Raw genomic sequence first — 18,312 nt, 5'->3', positions numbered from 1 at the left:
GATTTTGATGAGGATCGGTTTTTATACGTCGACATTCAACGACAGGCCCTTCGAGGAGGTGGTGGATTTCGCCGCCTCCGCCGGTTTCGATGCGATCGAGATCGATGTCCGCGGCCATATCAAGACGCCGGACAAGGTACGAGCGGCGGTCGCTCTTGCCCGCGACCGCAACCTCTTCGTCTCCTCGATCGCCTTTTTCGGCAATCAGCTCGATGCCGATCGCGGCAAACGCGGCGAACTTCGAACCATCACCGAGGAATTCGCCGACGCGATCGGCGAAGCGGACGTGCCGATCTTCATTATCTTTCCCGGTCGCGACGACAGCGCCGACGAGGATGCCAACTATGAAGATTTCGCCGACTTCGCCAACCGGCTGATCGCCAGGACGACGTCGAGCGGGTTGATCTTTGCGATCGAGAACTGGCCCGGCCCCAAGGACAATTTCATCGGCACCACGCCGAAAGGCTGGCAAGAGCTCTTCAAACGAATTCCCGACAAACGCTTCGGCCTTGAATTCGACCCTTCCCATCTCATCCGCATCGGCGTCGATCCCTATGTCGCCATGGATGCGGTCAAGGATCGCATCGCCATCCTTCATGCCAAGGATACCGCGATCGATGCGGCCGTTCAGCAGGCGGTCGGCTATCATGGCAAGGGGTGGTGGCAATACAAGTTGCCGGGCCATGGACTTCTCAACTGGCCGCGCTTCCTGCGTCAGGCGCGCGCCAATGGCTTTGACGGCACGCTTTCGATCGAGCACGAGGATGCGGCTTTCGGTTGGCCGGGCAAGGATCTTGCTCAACGCAAGGAAGGCGAGCGCCTCGGCCTTGCCTATCTCCGAAAGGTCTTGAACGGGCTTTGAAGCTATCCGGGAGGATGGAAAATGGCACATGTCAGAGTGAACAATGCGCGCAAGGATTATGGCGCGTTCAAAGCGATCAAGGGCGTATCGGTCGATATCCGCGACGGCGAGTTCGTCGTGCTCGTCGGCCCCTCGGGCTGCGGAAAATCCACGCTGCTCAGAATGATCGCCGGCCTGGAGGGGATCACCTCGGGCGATATCCAGATTGGCAAGCACATCGTCAACGACCTCGCGCCGAAGGATCGCGATATCGCGATGGTCTTCCAGAACTACGCGCTTTATCCGCATATGACGGTCGCCAAGAACATGGGTTTCTCCTTGCGGCTGAAGCGAATGCCGAAGGCGGAAATCGATCAGCGCGTCGGCAATGCCGCGAAAATCCTCGGGCTTGAAAATCTTCTCGAACGGTATCCGAAGCAACTTTCCGGCGGCCAGAGGCAGCGCGTTGCCATGGGCCGCGCGATCGTGCGCGACCCCGCCGTCTTCCTCTTCGACGAACCTCTATCGAATCTCGATGCGAAGCTTCGCGTTCAGATGCGATCCGAAATCAAGGAAATGCACCAGCGACTACAGACCACCACCATATACGTCACCCACGATCAGATCGAAGCGATGACCATGGCCGACAAGATCGTCGTCATGAAGGACGGCCTGATCGAGCAATCCGGATCGCCGCTTGAGCTTTATGACCGGCCGGTCAATCTCTTCGTCGCAGGCTTCATCGGTTCTCCCGCGATGAATTTCATCAAGGGCAGCATGACGAACACCGGTTTCCGCACCACCGACGGGCTTATCCTGCCGAGCGAACAATATCCGCCGACTGCCGTAACCTATGGCATTCGCCCCGAGGATATCAAGCTGGTGGCAGACGGTATCGAGGTGGAGACAATCGTCGTCGAACCGACGGGATCCGAAACGATGGTGATTGCCCGCCTCGGCACGCAGACAGTCACCTGCGTGTTCCGTGAGCGGATCAGGGCCGCGCCAGGCGATACCTTGCGCATCGCTCCGGCTCATAACGCCGTCCATCTCTTCGACGAAAATGGGCAGCGTATCGCCGATGGAGGTAGTCCGAGCCACTAATCGTGGCTCCGGGTCAATTGCCAACGGCCATCTTTTACGGCAGGCCCAGCTTTGACGCTGGGCCTGTATGCATGATGACTATGGCGTATCCGGCGTCGCCGTGGCAACGTTCGGCTCCTGCCCCTCCGCATCGGTCGATCTCTTGCCCTTGAAGACACGGCGGACGGAGACGAAGAGCAGCGGGATGAAGAAGATGCCGAGCACGGTCGCCGAGATCATACCGCCCATGACGCCGATACCGATCGAGTTCTGGCTGCCGGAACCGGCCCCGTTGGCAATCGCCAGCGGCAGCACGCCGAGGATGAAGGCGAATGAGGTCATCAGGATCGGTCGCAGACGTTGCCTTGCCGCCTCGAGCGTCGCGTCGATCAGGCTTTTGCCCTGGTTCTGCTGCTCGATGGCGAATTCGACGATCAGGATGGCGTTCTTTGCCGCCAGACCGATTGTTGTCAGCAGGCCCACCTTGAAGTAGACGTCGTTCGACTGCCCGAAGATGGTTGCGGCCAGCAGTGCGCCGAAGATGCCGATCGGGACCGACAGCATGACGGCGAACGGGATCGACCAGCTCTCGTAAAGGGCGGCGAGCGCCAGGAAGACGACCAGGATCGAAATCGCGTAGAGCTGGCTTGCCTGGTTACCCGAAAGCTTTTCCTGAGCGGACAGGCTGGTCCAATCGTGGCTGAACCCCGGCGGCAGGCTCGCCATGATCCTGTCGATCTCGTTCATGGCGTCGCCCGAGGAGACGCCAGGCGCCGCGGCACCCTGGATTTCGACGGCAGAAGCACCATTATAGCGCTCCAGGCGTGGCGAACCATAGGTCCAGATACCTGAGGCGAAGGCCGAGAACGGCACCATGTCGCCGCCGGAATTGCGCACATACCAGCGATCGAAATCCTCCGGCTGCATGCGGAACTTGCTGTCGGCCTGCACATAGACTCTCTTGACGCGGCCGCGGTCGATGAAGTCGTTGACGTAGGTGCCGCCCCAGGCCGTCGACAACGTCGCATTGATATCCGCCAGATCGACGTTCAAGGCGCGAGCCTTTTCCTGATCGATATGGATCGAATATTGCGGCGTATCGTCCAGTCCGTTCGGGCGCGTGCCGCTCAGCTTCGCGCTCCCCGACGCCGCACCCAAGAACTGGTTGCGGGCGGCGATCAATGCGGTGTGACCCGCGCCGTTGATATCCTTGATGTAGAAATCGAAGCCGCTGTTATTGCCGAAACCGGGGATTGCCGGCGGTGCCAGCGCGAAGACATTGCCGTCCTTGATCTTGGCAAAGGCGGCCATCGCGCGTCTGGCGATCGCCTGGGCGGAGGCTTGCGGCGTCCTGCGCTGATCGAAGTCCTTCAGATCCACGAAGGCGACGGCAACGTTCTGGCCCTGGCCGCTGAAATTGAAGCCAACGCTGCCAAAGACACCGTCGACATAGTCCTTCTCATTGTTGAGATAATAATTCATGACCTGATCGAGCACTTTACGGGTGCGTTCAGCGGTCGCACCGGGGGGCAGCTGAATGCTGGTCAGAAGACGTCCCTGATCCTCTTCCGGAAGGAAGGAGCTAGGGAGACGATTGAACAAATAACCGACACCGACGCCGATCAGCACGAAGATGACGAGGAACACGGCACCGCGGCGGATCATGCCATGAATGGTGCGCTGATAACCTCTCGTTCCCCGCTCGAAATTGCGGTTGAACCAGCCGAACAGGCCGCGCTCACGTGCCCCATGCGCCGGCTTCTTGAGAATGGTGGCGCAAAGAGCTGGCGTGAGGATAAGAGCGACGATGACGGAGAGCACCATCGCCGAGACGATCGTCACCGAGAACTGCCGGTAGATGACGCCGACCGAACCGGAGAAGAAGGCCATCGGGATGAACACGGCCGACAAGACCGTGGCGATGCCGATCAGCGCGCCGGTGATTTCCTGCATCGACTTGATCGTCGCCTCGCGTGGCGACAATCCCTCTTCCTCCATCACGCGCTCGACATTTTCGACGACGACGATGGCGTCGTCGACCAGAAGGCCGATCGCCAGCACCATGCCGAACATGGTCAATGTGTTGATGGAATAGCCGAACATCGCCAGCACGCCGAAGGTGCCGAGCAGGACGACAGGGACGGCGAGCGTCGGGATCAGCGTGGCGCGCAGGTTCTGCAGGAAGACGAACATGACGATGAAGACGAGCACGATGGCTTCGAACAGCGTCTTGACCACGTCCTCGATAGAAAGCTTCACGAAGGGCGTCGTATCGTAGGGATAGACGATCTCCACGTTCGGCGGCAACGTGCTGCGCAAACCATCGATCGTCGACTGGACCCTGGCCGCCGTATCGATCGCATTTGCATCCGTCGCCAGGCTGATGCCAAGGCCCGCGGCAGGCATGCCGTTATAGACACCCGACGTGACGTAGCTATCGGCGCCCAGCTTCACTGTAGCGACATCGTTGACGCGAACCATGGAACCATCAGGCAGGCTCTTGAGGATGATGTTCTCGAATTCCTCCGGCGTCTGGAAACGGCTGCCAGCCGTGACCGTCGCATTGAGCTGCTGGCCGCCAAGCTGCGGCAGACCACCCAGTTGACCGGACGAGACCTGTACGTTTTGCGCTTGAATGGCGGAGACGACGTCCGATGTCATCAGCTGGTATTTGACGAGCTTGTCCGGATCGACCCAGATGCGCATAGCATAGCGCGCACCGAAGAGCGTGGTGTCGCCAACGCCTGGAACCCGCTTCAAAGTATCGTTCAGGGTACTGTCGACATAGTCGGCTAGGTCGGTCGGCATAAGTTTGCGATCCGTCGACACAAACGCCGCAACGAGGAAGAAGCTGCTGGTCGATTTCGAAACGGTGATGCCGGTATTCTGGACGACTTGCGGCAATTGCGCGGTGACGAGCTGCAGCTTGTTCTGCACCTGCATCTGCGCGACGTCGGGATTGGCCTTGTTGGTGAAAGTCAATGAGATCGAGGCTTGGCCCGTCGCCGTCGAGGTCGACGCCATGTAATCGAGATTGTCGATACCGGTCATGCCCTGCTCGATGACCTTGGTCACCGAGTTTTCGACGGTTGCGGCGTCGGCGCCGGAATAGGTGGCGGTGATGCGCACCGTCGTCGGCGCGATCTGCGGATATTGCGCGACCGACAGTGTGAGGATCGAAAGTGCGCCCGCCAGCATGATGACGATGGCGATCACCCAGGCAAAGACGGGCCGGTCAATGAAGAAGCGAGACATGTTTTACCCTCAATTCGTCGAACCGGTGACGGTGCTCTTGTCCGCGCCGTCGGCCTTGGCCTGCTGACCGGCTTGGGCTGTGCCGGCCGCCGATGCCTGTTCAAGATTTCCGCTGGCATCGTCGACTGTCACCAGCGCGACGTTCACCTCCTGGCCGTCACGCACGCGCTGTATGCCTTCGACAACGACTCGATCTCCCTCCTCTACTCCTTTGCCGACGAGCCAGCTGTTGCCGATGCTGCGCTGAACGGTCAGCACGCGCTGCTGGATTTTGCCGTCCGCGCTGACGAAGAAAGCGATCGGTTCGCCCTTCGTGTTGCGGGTCACGGCACGCTGCGGCACGAGGAAGCTGTTTTCGGCAACGCCTTCCTGAATGGTGGCGCGCACATACATGCCCGGCAGCAGAACCCGCTCCGGGTTGGGGAAGCTGGCGCGGACATTGAGTGTTCCGACGGTCTCGGCTACAGCCGCCTCCGCAAATTCCAGCGTGCCGCTTTCCTTATACTGCGTGCCGTCCTCCAAGGTCAGACGGACCGAAACATTCTCGCCGCTTGTCTTCAGGCGCCCCTCCTCCACGGCACGTCGGAATCGCAGGAGGTTCGTACTCGACTGCGTGACGTCGACATTGATCGGATCGAGCTGGCGAATGGTGGTCAGCGCGGTCGTTTGTTCGGCAGTCACGAGTGCGCCGACCGTCACGGTGGAGGCATCGACGCGGCCGGAAATCGGCGCACGGATCTTTGTATAATCAAGATTGATCCGTGCGGTCTCGAGCGCCGCCTTGGCAGAGGCGACATCGGCCTGTGCCTGTACCAGGGTTGACTTCGCATCGTCGAAATTCTGCTGGCTGACGGCGCTCTGCGCACTCAGGCCCGCATAGCGGTCCAATTTGGCCTGGGCATTCGGCACGGCTCCTTCCGCCTTCTGCAAGGCGGCGACCGCACTGTCATAGGATGCCTGGTAAGAAGACGGATCGATCTCATAAAGCACATCGCCTTCCTTGACCTCGCTTCCTTCCTTGAAATTGCGGCTGCGGATGATGCCGCCGACTTGCGGCCGAACCTCGGCGACGAGATTGGCGCTGATGCGACCGGGTAGATCGGCGGTGATCGCGACCGATTGCGGATGCAATGTCATCGCGCTAACCTCGGATTTCACAGTTCTTCCACTATTCTGTGCTGCCGGCTGTTGGCTGCAGCCAGCCAACAATATGACCACGATTCCCGAAGCCACGGTCCGCGTTAAATGTCGTTTCATATATTCCTCGTTGCGTGCGGATCAAAATCTGAAGGAAAGGAGGGAACGGAAAGGCTGGTTTCCGGCGGCACGGCTCCGCGCGAACTCGCAACCAATCCTTCGCCTCTGGGCATCATCGTCACGTCTGCCTGCAGAGGGCATAAGGCAGCTTGTCTGGCGCGACCAGGTAGCTTCCTGCCCGCGCTCCGCTTGAGTTGCGAATTGCAGCGCGACTATCGCCATGGTACCGCACGTGCTCAATCCGTTGATGATGGTGCAGACATCGGATCGTTCATGTTATTCACCGCTCTCACTGAATGAACATATTCTCACGAAGATCCGATTGATCTGTGCAAGAATCCGTACGTAGATCAAACGGATGGATAAGCATATTAGGGTCCACATCAACGATCTCCACCGTCATGCTGGTATGGGTATTCCATGGAGTGGATTGATAAACCGATGGCACGGAGATATCATACCTTGTAATTGAACCTGACTTCCTGTCCATCCAATTGCGTGATTTGAAGCTGATGATCACCACCTTAAGCCCTATCTAACATGCTCTTACAGGAGGATTACTCTCGATTTGTCACATAGCTTTGCCGGAAAATGGTCAAAGTGTGTCAATTGGTGTCGACGCGGCCAAATCATGTCGCGATATATGGCTTGGATACGGTCCTCTACTTAATGTTATCCGTTGGCATTATCACAATGTGTATCGGCATTTCTGCATGCGCGATCACCGGTTGACGACCGCTATTTAACGATCAGGCATATTGCAATGAGATCGAAGATCGGTTGTGCATGACCGCTGGATTACCGCTGACACATGCCTAAATATCACCTGAGAAGAAAGGCTTGTTACAAGCGTTCAGCCGCGCTCATTGCAGTGATGCGGCGGAGGCTGTCTTACGAATGGTGATTTCGATGCCACCCATGGACCTGCCATCATCAGTCACATCCGGTACACGTATGTAAAGGATCTCGGAATAGTTGCGGAACGTTCCGCCGATTAGCTCATATATCGCAAGTGCTGTATTTTCCGGGAGCTCTTCGACCGATACGCTTTTACGTTGCTGCATGGGATTCTCTTTCAAAAGTCGTGGCGCCCTCAAGAGATAGAATAATGTTCAGCACTTTAGCCGCGATTTGTCGCAAAGATATCCCAGGAATTCGGGAAACTGTCACAAATGCGTGAGTGCTGCTTCCACGAGAGCAGATATCATCGTACGAATAGCCCATATTGTCCGCAGTAAGATGGTCTGTAAGACCAAAGGGTGGGAGCCCCTCGGACGCCTGAGGCTCCGGCGAAAGCGGCGGCAATCCGGACCCTGGCTATGAGCAATCTCTCCTGCTCAGACAGTCAGATGGCGGCGGGCCTCTGGCGTATCCAGCGTCTCGGCCAGCCCCTCATGCACGATCTCGCCGCGATCCATGATGTAGACGTAGTCGGCAAGCTCGCGGCAGAAATCGAGATATTGCTCGACCAGCAGGATCGCCATGCCGGTGGAATCCCTGAGGTAGCGGATCGCCCTGCCGATATCCTTGATGATCGACGGCTGAATGCCCTCGGTCGGCTCGTCCAAAACCAGGATCTTCGGCCGCGTCACCATCGCCCGGCCGATCGCCAGTTGCTGCTGCTGGCCGCCGGAAAGATCGCCGCCGCGGCGCGAGAGCATGGACTTCAGCACTGGAAACAGGTTGTAGATATCATCGGGAATGCTGCGGTCGCGGCGGGAAAGCGGCGCATATCCGGTCTCGAGATTTTCCTTCACGGTCAAGAGCGGAAAGATCTCGCGTCCTTGCGGCACGTAGCCGATGCCTTGCTTGGCGCGCGCGAATGGCGCCATGCCGTTCAACGTGACACCGTTGAAAGCAACCGTGCCGGCCGACAAGGCATGCTGTCCGGTAACCGCACGCAATAGCGAGCTTTTGCCGACGCCGTTGCGCCCGAGAACGCAGGTGATCTTGCCCATCTCCGCCTTGATGGAGATGCCTCGCAGCGCTTGAGCGGCGCCATAATGCAGGTTCGCGTTTTCGACTGTCAGCATTTCATCGCCCCAGATAATTCTCGATCACCTTCGGATCACTGCTGACGAAATCGATCGAGCCTTCCGCCAGAACCGATCCTTCCGCCAGACATGTCACCTTGACGCCGAGATCCCGGATAAAGCCCATGTCGTGTTCGACCACGACGACCGAACGCGTCTTGGCGATCTCCTTCAAGAGCACAGCGGTTTCCGCCGTCTCGGCATCCGTCATGCCCGCCACCGGTTCGTCGACCAAGAGTAGCTTTGGCTCCTGCGCCAGCAGCATGCCGATTTCCAGCCACTGCTTCTGGCCATGCGAGAGATTGGCCGCCAGCTCGTCGCGCCGGTGCGACAGCCGCACCGTCTCCAGGATTTCCTCGATACGATCGCGATCCGCGGGCGTCAGCCTATAGAATAGCGTCGCAAAGACGCCGCGATTGCGGTTGAGCGCCAGTTCGAGATTGTCCCAGACGGTATGGCTTTCGAAAACGGTCGGCTTCTGGAACTTCCGCCCGATGCCGAGCTGGGCGATATCGGCCTCACCCTTCTTCGTCAAGTCGACCTGGCCGTTGAAGAACACCTCGCCCTCGTCGGGCCGCGTCTTGCCGGTGATGATGTCCATCATCGTGGTCTTGCCCGCACCATTCGGGCCGATGATGGCGCGAAGTTCGCCAGGCTCGATGACGATCGACAGTGAGTTCAAAGCCTTGAAGCCATCGAAGGAGACCGAAACGTTGTTGAGGTAGAGCATGCTGTTGGGTTTGATATCGGGGATCATGGTCCTACTCCGCAGCCTGCACGGACGGGTCGGCTTCATCCTTCGCAGCCTTGGGCGGCGGGCTTGTCGGCTTGCGCGTCTTGCCGAAATGGTGCGCTATCGTTCCGACGATGCCCTTCGGCAGGAACAACGTCACCGCGACGAACAAGCCACCAAGCGCAAACAGCCAGAAATCGGGAAACAAGCCGGTGAAGATGGTCTTGCCGCCGTTGACGAGCACCGCGCCGATGATCGGCCCGATCAGGGTCGCTCTCCCGCCGACGGCCGTCCAGATGACGACTTCGATCGAATTCGCGGGGGCGAACTCGCCGGGATTGATGATGCCGATCTGCGGCACGTAAAGCGCGCCGGCAATGCCCGCCATCATGGCCGATACGACGAAGACGAAGAGCTTGATATGTTCGACACGATAGCCGAGGAAACGCGTGCGGCTTTCCGCGTCGCGCACGCCCACAAGCACCTTGCCGAACTTCGAGCGGACGATGGCCGAGGACAGCATCAATGCCAGCGCCAGGAACACGGCCGTGATGGCGAACAGCAGCGCGCGCGTCCCATCGGCCTGAATGTTGAAGCCGAGAATGTCCTTGAAATCGGTCAGGCCGTTATTGCCGCCGAAACCCATGTCGTTGCGGAAGAAGGCAAGCAGCAGAGCATAGGTCATGGCTTGCGTGATGATCGACAGATAGACGCCGTTGACGCGCGAGCGAAAGGCAAACCAGCCGAAGACGAAGGCCAGCAGGCCGGGTGCCGCAAGCACGATAAGCATGGCGAACCAGAACTGGTCGAAGCCATACCAGAACCAGGGCAGTTCCTTCCAATTCAGGAAAACCATGAAATCGGGCAGGATCGGATTGCCATAGGTACCGCGCGAACCAATCTGCCGCATCAGATACATGCCCATCGCATAGCCACCGAGCGCGAAGAAGGCACCGTGGCCGAGCGAGAGAATGCCGCAATAACCCCAGACCAGATCGAGCGCCAGGGCGAGCAGCGCATAGGTCAGATACTTGCCGAACAGCGACATCAGATAGGTCGGCACATGTAGCGCGCTCGTTTCGGGCAACAGCAGGTTCGACAGCGGCACGAGTACCGCGACGGCAAGCAGGATCGCGATGGCAATGCTGATACGGCGGTCGAGCGAGCGAAGAAGAAAGGTCGTGATCATGCTTCCACCGCCCTTCCCTTGAGGGCGAAGAGCCCGCGCGGACGTTTCTGGATAAAGAGGATGATGAGGACGAGGACGAGGATCTTGCCGAGCACCGCCCCCGCATAGGGCTCAAGGAACTTGTTGAGAATGCCGAGCGAGAAGGCGCCGACGAGCGTTCCCCAGAGATTGCCGACACCGCCGAACACCACGACCATGAAACTGTCGATGATGTAGCTCTGGCCGAGGTTTGGCGAGACATTGTCGATCTGCGAGAGTGCGACACCCGCCATGCCGGCGATGCCGGATCCCAACGCGAAGGTGAAGGCGTCGACCCACGATGTGCGAATGCCCATGGACGACGCCATGCGCCGGTTCTGCGTAACCGCCCGCATCTGCAACCCGAAGGCCGAGCGCTTGAGGAGAAGCAGCAGCGCAACGAACACGCCGAGCGCAAAGACGATGATCCAGAGCCGGTTCCAGGTGATGGAGAGATAGCCAAGGTCGAAGGAGCCGGACATCCAAGAGGGGTTGCCGACTTCCTGATTGGTCGGCCCGAAGATCGAGCGCACCGCCTGCTGCAGGATCAGCGAAATGCCCCAGGTGGCGAGCAGCGTTTCCAGCGGCCGGCCGTAAAGGAAGCGGATGACGCCACGCTCGATGATGAGGCCGACGGCGCCGGTGACGATGAAGGCGACCGGCAGGGCGATCGCCAGCGACCAGTCGAAGAGTTCGGGATAGGAGGTGCGGATGATGCTTTGAACCACGAAGGTCGAGTAGGCGCCGAGCATCACCATCTCGCCATGGGCCATGTTGATGATGCCCATGACACCGAACGTAATCGCAAGGCCGATGGCGGCCAGCAGTAGCACCGAGCCGAGGGAAAGGCCGTACCAGATATTCTGCACCGCATCCCAGAACTTCAATTGATCCTGGATGCCGGCAATGGCGGCGGCAACATCGGGCTTCAGGCTATCATCAACGGAAACCGACGAGAGAATGCCGATGGCATCGCGGCCGCCTTCGTTCTTGATCGTCTCGATCGCCGCCTTTTTCTCTGCGATCGGGCGGTCCGAACCAAGCACCGCAACCGCCTTTGCGCGTTCGAGCACACCGCGGATGTCCGCGTCCTTCTCGCTCTGCAGCGCCGTCTCGACGGCGTCGAGCGAATCCGCACTCGGCGCCTTCAAAATGGATTGCGCCGCTTCGAGCCTCGTGGCGCGATCCGGGCTCATCAGCGTCAGACCGCCGAGAGCCGCGCGAACCGCACGGCGCAGATTGTTGTTGATCTTGATCTTTCCGAGATTGTCCTTGGCTTCCTGGCCGACCACTTGCCCGGTCAAAGGATCCATCAGATCCATCATGTCGCCGGAGGATTTGGCGATAAAAACCTGATTGTCGGATTTCCTGATATAGAGATCACCGTCGGAAAAGGCCTGCAATGCCGGCACGACCTTGGGGTCACCTGACTTCGCCAAGCTCTGGACGATATCCCCGGCCTTCTGGAAATTGGCCTGGCCGAGCGAATTGATGAGGCCGTGGGCGTCTTCCTGGGCGCGCAGACCCGTGGCCGTCAGCGCCAGCACCACACAGAAGCCGGCGACCAGCGCCAGGGCGATGCGGTAAACGAATTTGTCGAACATTGCGCTAGTCCCCTCAAGCTGCCGCGGCCAGAAAATCCTGCCCGCGGCGATCTTGCGTCGGCTGCTATCAGGAGCCCTTGCCGCCGCACTTGCCGGTGGTGACGTTGAAGTTGCCGCAGTTCAGCGGCATGCGCCAATCCGAGATCAGATCCTTGCTATCAGGCAGGTAGTCGGACCATTCCTTGCCGACAACCGCGGGGGTCTGCGAAACGACGTCGAACTGACCGTTTTCCTGCACTTCGCCGATCAGGACCGGCTTGGTGATGTAATGGTTCGGCATCATGGTGGCATAGCCACCCGTCAAATTCGGCACCGAGACGCCAACGAGCGCATCGATCACCTTGTCTGGATCGGTCGTGCCGGCCTTTTCGACGGCCTTCACCCACATGTTGAAGCCAATATAGGCGGCTTCCATCGGGTCGTTGGTCACGCGTTTGTCGTTCTTGGTGTAGGCATGCCACTCCTTGATGAAGGCGGCATTGGCTGGAGTATCGACCGACTGGAAGTAGTTCCAGGCAGCCAGATGTCCGACGAGCGGCTTGGTGTCGACGCCGGCAAGCTCTTCTTCGCCGACCGAGAAGGCGACGACCGGAATATCTTCCGCCTTGACACCCTGGTTGCCGAGTTCCTTGTAGAAGGGAACATTGGCGTCGCCGTTGATGGTGGAAACGACGGCCGTCTTCTTGCCGGCCGCGCCGAAGGCCTTGATCTTGGAGACTTCCGTCTGCCAGTCGGAGAAGCCGAACGGCGTGTAGTTGATGATGATGTCCTCGTCCTTGACACCCTTGGACTTCAGATAGGCCTCGAGGATCTTGTTGGTCGTGCGCGGATAGACATAGTCGGTGCCTTCAAGCACCCAGCGCTGCACGCCTTCGTTCTTCATGAGATAGTCGACGGCCGGGATCGCCTGCTGGTTCGGAGCCGCACCTGTATAGAAAACGTTGCGTTCGGACTCTTCGCCCTCGAACTGCACCGGATAGAACAGGATCGAATTCAGTTCCTTGAAGACCGGCAGTACCGACTTGCGCGACACGGAGGTCCAGCAGCCGAATACGGCGGAGACCTTGTCTTTCTGAATGAGTTCGCGGGCCTTTTCGGCAAAGAGCGGCCAGTCGGACGCCGGGTCGACGACGACGGGCTCGAGCTTCTTGCCGAGAACGCCGCCCTTCTTGTTCTGCTCGTCGATGAGCATCAGCATGGCATCCTTGAGCGTCGTTTCCGAGATCGCCATGGTACCGGACAGCGAATGCAGGACGCCGACCTTGATGGTGTCGTCGGCCGCGAAAGCGCCGTGGAATGCTGTCGTGGACATGATGGCGCCGAGCAGCGCGCCGGAGACGAGAGTCTTGAATTTCATCTATGGTTCCCCTCTTTTGTCTGCCGCAACGGCCGGTAAACAAGGATTAACCGTTGCCTTCAGCGACTATCCGGCGCTCCTTCGGGAAACCACATACGTAAAATGACGTAGGCGCCGGGGCGAAATGTGCAGCTTTAGGCACACTCATGCCCTTAAGCACTACCTCGATCCATGTTACGACATCTCTGAACTGCCGGAGTGACGATGGCGGGACTGCTGAAGGGTAAGCATGGCTGCGCGGCAACGCATCATTCCAGTAAGACGCGAATATAACCGCTGGGTCGCGAACCAGACGCTGGAAGACTACGCCCTGCGTTTCACCGCCAAGAGCGCCCGGCAATTTTCCTCGCAACGCATCTCGCAAACCGCGATCGGCGCCATTTCCTTCCTGGCGCTGGAGGCGATCGGCGGTACGATCACGCTCTCCTACGGCACCACCAACGCCTTCTACGCCATCATTGTCGCTAGCCTCGCCATGCTCGCCGTCGGCCTGCCCATCAGCCGCTATGCCATCCGTCACGGTGTCGACATCGATCTTCTGACGCGCGGCGCAAGCTTCGGCTACATCGGTTCGACCATCACCTCGCTCATCTATGCCAGCTTCACCTTCATGCTGTTCGCGATCGAAGCCTCGATCATGTCGGGAGCACTGGAGTTGACGCTCGGCATACCCGTGTGGATCGGCTATATCATCAGCGCCGTCATGGTGATCCCTCTTGTCACCCACGGCGTGCGTCTCATCAGCCGGTTCCAGTTGCTGACGCAGCCCTTCTGGATCGTTCTCAACATCCTGCCCTTCGTCTTCATCGCCTTTGCCGACTGGGAAAAATTCGATCTCTGGCGGGCCTTTGCCGGCATCCATCATCCCGCGAGCCCGCCGGGCACCGCCGCTCCTTTCGACCTGATCGAGTTTGGCGCCGCTTCCGCCGTCATCCTGGCGCTGATGTCGCAGATCGGCGAACAGGCCGATTTCCTGCGCTTCCTGCCGCCGGACGGCCATCGCAAATGGCGTCATCGCCTCGCCATCTTCCTGGCCGGACCCGGATGGGTGATTATCGGGGCGCCGAAGCTGCTCGCCGGCTCCTTTCTTGTCGTCCTGACGCTGACGTCGGGCGTGCCGGCCGATCGTGCCGCCGATCCCGCGCAGATGTATCTGACCGCCTTCGGCTACATGATCCCATGGCACAATGCCGCGCTGCTCCTGATGGCGGCGTTCGTCATGATTTCGCAGCTGAAGATCAACGTCATGAATGCCTATGCCGGCTCTCTGGCTTGGTCGAACTTCTTTTCGCGGCTGACACACAGCCATCCCGGCCGCGTGATCTGGCTGGTCTTCAACGTCGCCATCGCCCTCTTGTTGATGGAGCTTGGCATCTACCGGCTGCTGGAGGAGACGCTTGGCATCTTCTCGATCATCGCCATGGCCTGGCTTTGCACCGTCTCCGCCGATCTTTTCATCAACAAGCCGCTGGGGCTTGCGCCTCCTGGCATCGAGTTCAAGCGCGCGCATCTCTATGACATCAATCCGGTCGGCCTTGGCGCCATGGCGCTTTCGGCAACCATCGCTCTCATCGCGCATTTCGGTGCCTTCGGCTCAATCGCCGCCTCGCTTGCACCCTATGTCACGCTGAGCGTGGCGTTCATCGCGTCACCTGCCATCGCCTGGATCACCGGGGGTAAATATTATCTCGCCCGCAAGCCGCGCCAGAGCTGGAAGAATCTAAGTACCATCACCTGCTCCGTCTGCGAGCATCCCTTCGAGCCGGAGGACATGGCCTGGTGTCCGGCCTATGCCGCGCCGATCTGCTCGCTCTGCTGTTCGCTCGACAGCCGCTGCCATGACATGTGCAAGCCGAAGGCTCGGCTCAATACGCAGGTCGGCACGGTCGCGAAGACCTTGCTGCCGGAAAGTATCGTCGCCAAGCTCGCCACGCGCCTCGGCCGCTACGGCATTGCCGTCGCCGTGGCACTGACCGCCATGGGCGCTATTCTTGCAATGATCGCGCATCAGGTGGGCGCAGCCTCTCCCGAGACCGCCGCTGTGGTCGACCGCACGATCCTCATCGTCTTCTTTGTCTTTGCCGTCATCGCCGGCGTCGCATGCTGGTTCTATGTGCTTGCCCATGACAGCCGCGTGGTCGCCGAGGAGGAATCCTCGCGCCAGAATACGCTGCTCTTGAAGGAAATCGCCGCCCACAAGAAGACGGACGCCGCTCTGCAGGGCGCCAAGGAGGCGGCGGAGGCGGCAAACCGCGCCAAGAGCCGCTATGTGGTCGGCTTAAGCCACGAATTGCGCACGCCGCTCAACGCCGTGCTCGGTTACGCGCAGATCCTGGAGCGTGACGAGACCATTCCGGCCCCCAGGCAATCTTCCCTAAAAGTCATCCGCCGCAGTGCGGAGCATCTTTCCGGCCTGATCGACGGCCTGCTCGATATTTCGAAGATCGAGGCGGGCCGCCTGCAGGTCTATTCCAACGAGATCAATATCCAGGATTTCCTCGACCAGATCGTCGACATGTTCCAGCCTCAGGCGCAGGCCAAGGGGCTGAGCTTCATCCATGAGCGCTCCGCCGCGCTGCCCGACTATGTCCGCACCGACGAAAAGCGGCTGCGCCAGATCCTCGTCAACCTGCTTTCAAATGCCATCAAATTCACAGATGCAGGCAGCGTCCGCTTCGAAGTTAGCTACCGCAACCAGGTCGCCACCTTCACGGTTTCCGATACCGGTCGCGGCATCGCGACAAAGGATATTACCCGTATCTACGAGCCTTTCCAGCGCGGCGAAGCCGACAGCGTCAGACCCATGCCGGGGCTTGGCCTTGGTTTGACAATCACTCAGCTTCTGACGAATACGCTCGGTGGCGAGATTTCCGTTACGAGCGAGAAGGACGTCGGCTCGACCTTTCGGGTGCGTCTGATGCTGTCGGCCGTGATCCGTCCGATGAAGCCGCCGGCGCAGGAACAGCGTATTACAGGTTACGAAGGGCCGCGACGTACCGTCGTCGTCGTCGACGACAACGAGGATCACCGCGAACTGATGCGCGAGATCCTATCGCCGCTCGATTTCATCGTGCTCACCGCCGCCGGCGGCCCGGACTGCCTGGCGCTGATCGAGGGCATCAAGCCGGATATTTTCCTGGTCGATATCTCCATGCCCGGCATGAACGGCTGGCAGCTCGTTTCGCGGCTTAGGGAAAACGGCCAGACCGCGCCTATCCTCATGCTGTCGGCCAATATCGGCGATGCAGCCGCCGCGACCGACAGTGACGACAGCCACAACGACGCCATCTCCAAGCCGGTCGATATCCGCCAGCTTCGCGACAAGCTTGCGCTGCATCTCGGGCTGAAATGGCTCTATGCCGACGCCTCCGCCCCGGTCGCACCAAAGCCGCCGCTGCCGTTGAAAAGCCCTGGCATCGAGCATGTCCGCGAGCTCAGACGGCTCGGCGAAATCGGTTATATCAGAGGCATCGAGGCGAAGCTTGCGGATCTCGCCAAGCTTGAGGAAAACAAACCCTTCACCGACGCCTTGCGCGCGCATGTCCAGGCTTTCGATCTCGATGGTTTTCTAAACGTGCTGCGCAGCTTCGACATCGAAAAGGTAGAACAGATTGGCTGAGCCCGCCCTTCCCCGCGACATAGTCTTGCTGGTGGATGATTCACCGGAGGCGCTCGGCTTCCTGACGGATGCGCTCGAGCAGTCCGGCTTCTCCGTGCTGATCGCCACCTCGGGATCCGCGGCGCTTAACATCGTCGAGCGCATCACGCCCGATCTTATCCTGCTCGATGCCGTCATGCCGGCAATGGACGGTTTTGAGACCTGCCGCCGGCTGAAATCCAATGCAGGCATTGCACAGATTCCCGTCGTCTTCATGACCGGGCTCACCGAAACCGAGCATGTTGTGCATGCGCTCGAATCGGGCGGCGTCGATTATCTGACAAAACCGATCAATGTCGACGAGCTGCGCGCCCGTATCCGCGTTCACCTGCGCAATGCCCGCTCCGCCCAGAGCGCCAGGGTGGCGCTCGATGCGGCGGGGCGCCATCTCCTCGCCGTGAAGGGCAACGGCGCCATCCATTGGTCGACGCCGCAGGCAACCCGCCTCATCAACGCCGCCACCGGCAGCGATGACGGCCTCGAACTGGCATCCAAACACATCGCCGCCTTCATGCTCGAGCGCGAACGGCTCGGCTCGGCACGCGACAATCTTCTTTCCATCAGCAATGGCCGTCAGGCCGCATTGCAATTCACCTTCCTCGGCGCTATCGGCGCCGACGAATATCTCTTCCGCCTGACGGCCAGCAATCAGAGCGCCGATGACGAGACATTGCGTCAGAGCTTCGCGTTGACGCAGCGCGAATCCGAGGTCCTGCTATGGCTTGCCAAGGGTAAGTCGAACCGCGACATCGGCGAGATCCTCGGCCTTTCGGCCCGCACGGTGAACAAGCATCTGGAACAAATCTATGTGAAGCTCGGTGTCGAGAACCGTGCATCTGCGGCAGTGAAGGCCGCGCATGTCCTACATCGGCCGTGAGGTCAATCGCCATCTGCAACGCGCAGGCAGGAGAATTTCCTACTGAGCGGAGCTCCATGATGCGTCTGGAGATTTGGAGCCGATAACGAACTCGCTTTCAAAGCTATCGCGTACATCGCTATCGCTCCGGTCGATGCGACACTATTCTTGGCGGCTCCAACACCGTCTTCGAGCTTCTCCATTGCAAACCGAGCGAACTTTTTTTGTCCCGCTGGGTCCACAGTCATCGTGAACGGAACAAGCGGGCCTCCACCATCTTCAATGCTCGTGAATCCGTGGTCGATGGCAAGAAAGACAAAGCCAGCGAAGTCTTGGGATGGATTGAAATCGTTCATGCCTTGCATTCCGGAAATTGGGTCGGCTGACAAATAGAACCAAGAAAGGTTCTATTGTTTGATCAATAAGCT

Annotated in this window: 12 protein-coding genes and 1 pseudogene; 4 read left to right on the top strand and 9 right to left on the bottom strand. The window is 59.5% G+C overall.

Annotated elements, in window-relative coordinates:
- The first annotated feature begins 7 nt into the window (after nucleotides 1-7).
- Both JJQ51_RS01960 and JJQ51_RS01955 read left to right on the top strand, forming a co-directional pair.
- On the top strand, nucleotides 8-862 hold the full coding sequence (locus tag JJQ51_RS01960; protein WP_113388554.1) for a sugar phosphate isomerase/epimerase family protein: 855 nt from the start codon (nucleotides 8-10) through the stop codon (nucleotides 860-862).
- Between the two features lie 21 nt (nucleotides 863-883).
- Complete coding sequence (locus tag JJQ51_RS01955; protein WP_113421149.1) at nucleotides 884-1,945, top strand: ABC transporter ATP-binding protein; 1,062 nt, start codon at nucleotides 884-886, stop codon at nucleotides 1,943-1,945.
- A 78-nt stretch (nucleotides 1,946-2,023) separates the two neighbouring features.
- On the opposite strand, the gene JJQ51_RS01950 is transcribed toward JJQ51_RS01955, so the two are convergent.
- The 8 genes and pseudogenes from JJQ51_RS01950 to urtA all read right to left on the bottom strand — a co-directional run bounded on the left by JJQ51_RS01950 (nucleotide 2,024) and on the right by urtA (nucleotide 13,370).
- A complete protein-coding gene (locus tag JJQ51_RS01950; protein WP_269244208.1) occupies nucleotides 2,024-5,179 on the bottom strand; it encodes an efflux RND transporter permease subunit in 3,156 nt (1,051 codons plus the stop codon).
- Nucleotides 5,180-5,188: 9 nt separating this feature from the next.
- On the bottom strand, nucleotides 5,189-6,436 hold the full coding sequence (locus tag JJQ51_RS01945; RefSeq protein WP_145323216.1) for an efflux RND transporter periplasmic adaptor subunit: 1,248 nt from the start codon (nucleotides 6,434-6,436) through the stop codon (nucleotides 5,189-5,191).
- 863 nt (nucleotides 6,437-7,299) lie between these two features.
- Nucleotides 7,300-7,500 carry a hypothetical protein gene (locus tag JJQ51_RS01940; protein WP_069613983.1) on the bottom strand — a complete coding sequence of 67 codons (201 nt, stop codon included), beginning with the start codon at nucleotides 7,498-7,500 and terminating at the stop codon, nucleotides 7,300-7,302.
- Nucleotides 7,501-7,773: 273 nt separating this feature from the next.
- Complete coding sequence (urtE, locus tag JJQ51_RS01935) at nucleotides 7,774-8,469, bottom strand: urea ABC transporter ATP-binding subunit UrtE (RefSeq protein ID WP_113419962.1); 696 nt, start codon at nucleotides 8,467-8,469, stop codon at nucleotides 7,774-7,776.
- 1 nt (nucleotide 8,470) lies between these two features.
- Nucleotides 8,471-9,226 carry an urea ABC transporter ATP-binding protein UrtD gene (gene urtD, locus JJQ51_RS01930; protein ID WP_269244207.1) on the bottom strand — a complete coding sequence of 252 codons (756 nt, stop codon included), beginning with the start codon at nucleotides 9,224-9,226 and terminating at the stop codon, nucleotides 8,471-8,473.
- A gap of 93 nt (nucleotides 9,227-9,319) precedes the next feature.
- Nucleotides 9,320-10,391, bottom strand: a pseudogene (gene urtC, locus JJQ51_RS01925) (urea ABC transporter permease subunit UrtC); the annotation flags it as partial.
- Nucleotides 10,388-12,013: an urea ABC transporter permease subunit UrtB gene (urtB, locus tag JJQ51_RS01920; protein WP_113355313.1), complete on the bottom strand. Its 1,626-nt coding sequence runs from the start codon at nucleotides 12,011-12,013 to the stop codon at nucleotides 10,388-10,390. The pseudogene urtC and the gene urtB, both read right to left, overlap by 4 nt.
- 67 nt (nucleotides 12,014-12,080) lie before the next feature.
- The gene (urtA, locus tag JJQ51_RS01915; protein WP_069613978.1) at nucleotides 12,081-13,370 is read right to left on the bottom strand and encodes an urea ABC transporter substrate-binding protein; all 1,290 of its coding nucleotides are present in this window, start codon (nucleotides 13,368-13,370) and stop codon (nucleotides 12,081-12,083) included.
- Between the two features lie 229 nt (nucleotides 13,371-13,599).
- On the opposite strand from urtA, the gene JJQ51_RS01910 reads away from it, so the two are divergent.
- Both JJQ51_RS01910 and JJQ51_RS01905 read left to right on the top strand, forming a co-directional pair.
- Nucleotides 13,600-16,989 carry a hybrid sensor histidine kinase/response regulator gene (locus JJQ51_RS01910; protein ID WP_113355315.1) on the top strand — a complete coding sequence of 1,130 codons (3,390 nt, stop codon included), beginning with the start codon at nucleotides 13,600-13,602 and terminating at the stop codon, nucleotides 16,987-16,989.
- Complete coding sequence (locus tag JJQ51_RS01905; protein WP_113331607.1) at nucleotides 16,982-17,905, top strand: response regulator; 924 nt, start codon at nucleotides 16,982-16,984, stop codon at nucleotides 17,903-17,905. The genes JJQ51_RS01910 and JJQ51_RS01905 overlap by 8 nt, the downstream gene beginning before the upstream one ends.
- A gap of 2 nt (nucleotides 17,906-17,907) precedes the next feature.
- Here the strand turns inward: JJQ51_RS01905 and JJQ51_RS01900 are convergent, their stop codons facing one another.
- Nucleotides 17,908-18,240, bottom strand: coding sequence for a hypothetical protein (locus JJQ51_RS01900; RefSeq protein ID WP_113331606.1), 333 nt, complete (start codon nucleotides 18,238-18,240; stop codon nucleotides 17,908-17,910).
- Between the last annotated feature and the right edge of the window lie 72 nt (nucleotides 18,241-18,312).

The sequence above is a fragment of the Rhizobium sp. AG207R genome, assembly GCF_027109195.1.
Taxonomy (GTDB): Bacteria; Pseudomonadota; Alphaproteobacteria; order Rhizobiales; family Rhizobiaceae; genus Rhizobium; species Rhizobium dioscoreae.
The sequence above is the reverse complement of the archived record's forward strand: the minus strand, read 5'-3'. Positions and strand labels throughout refer to the sequence as shown.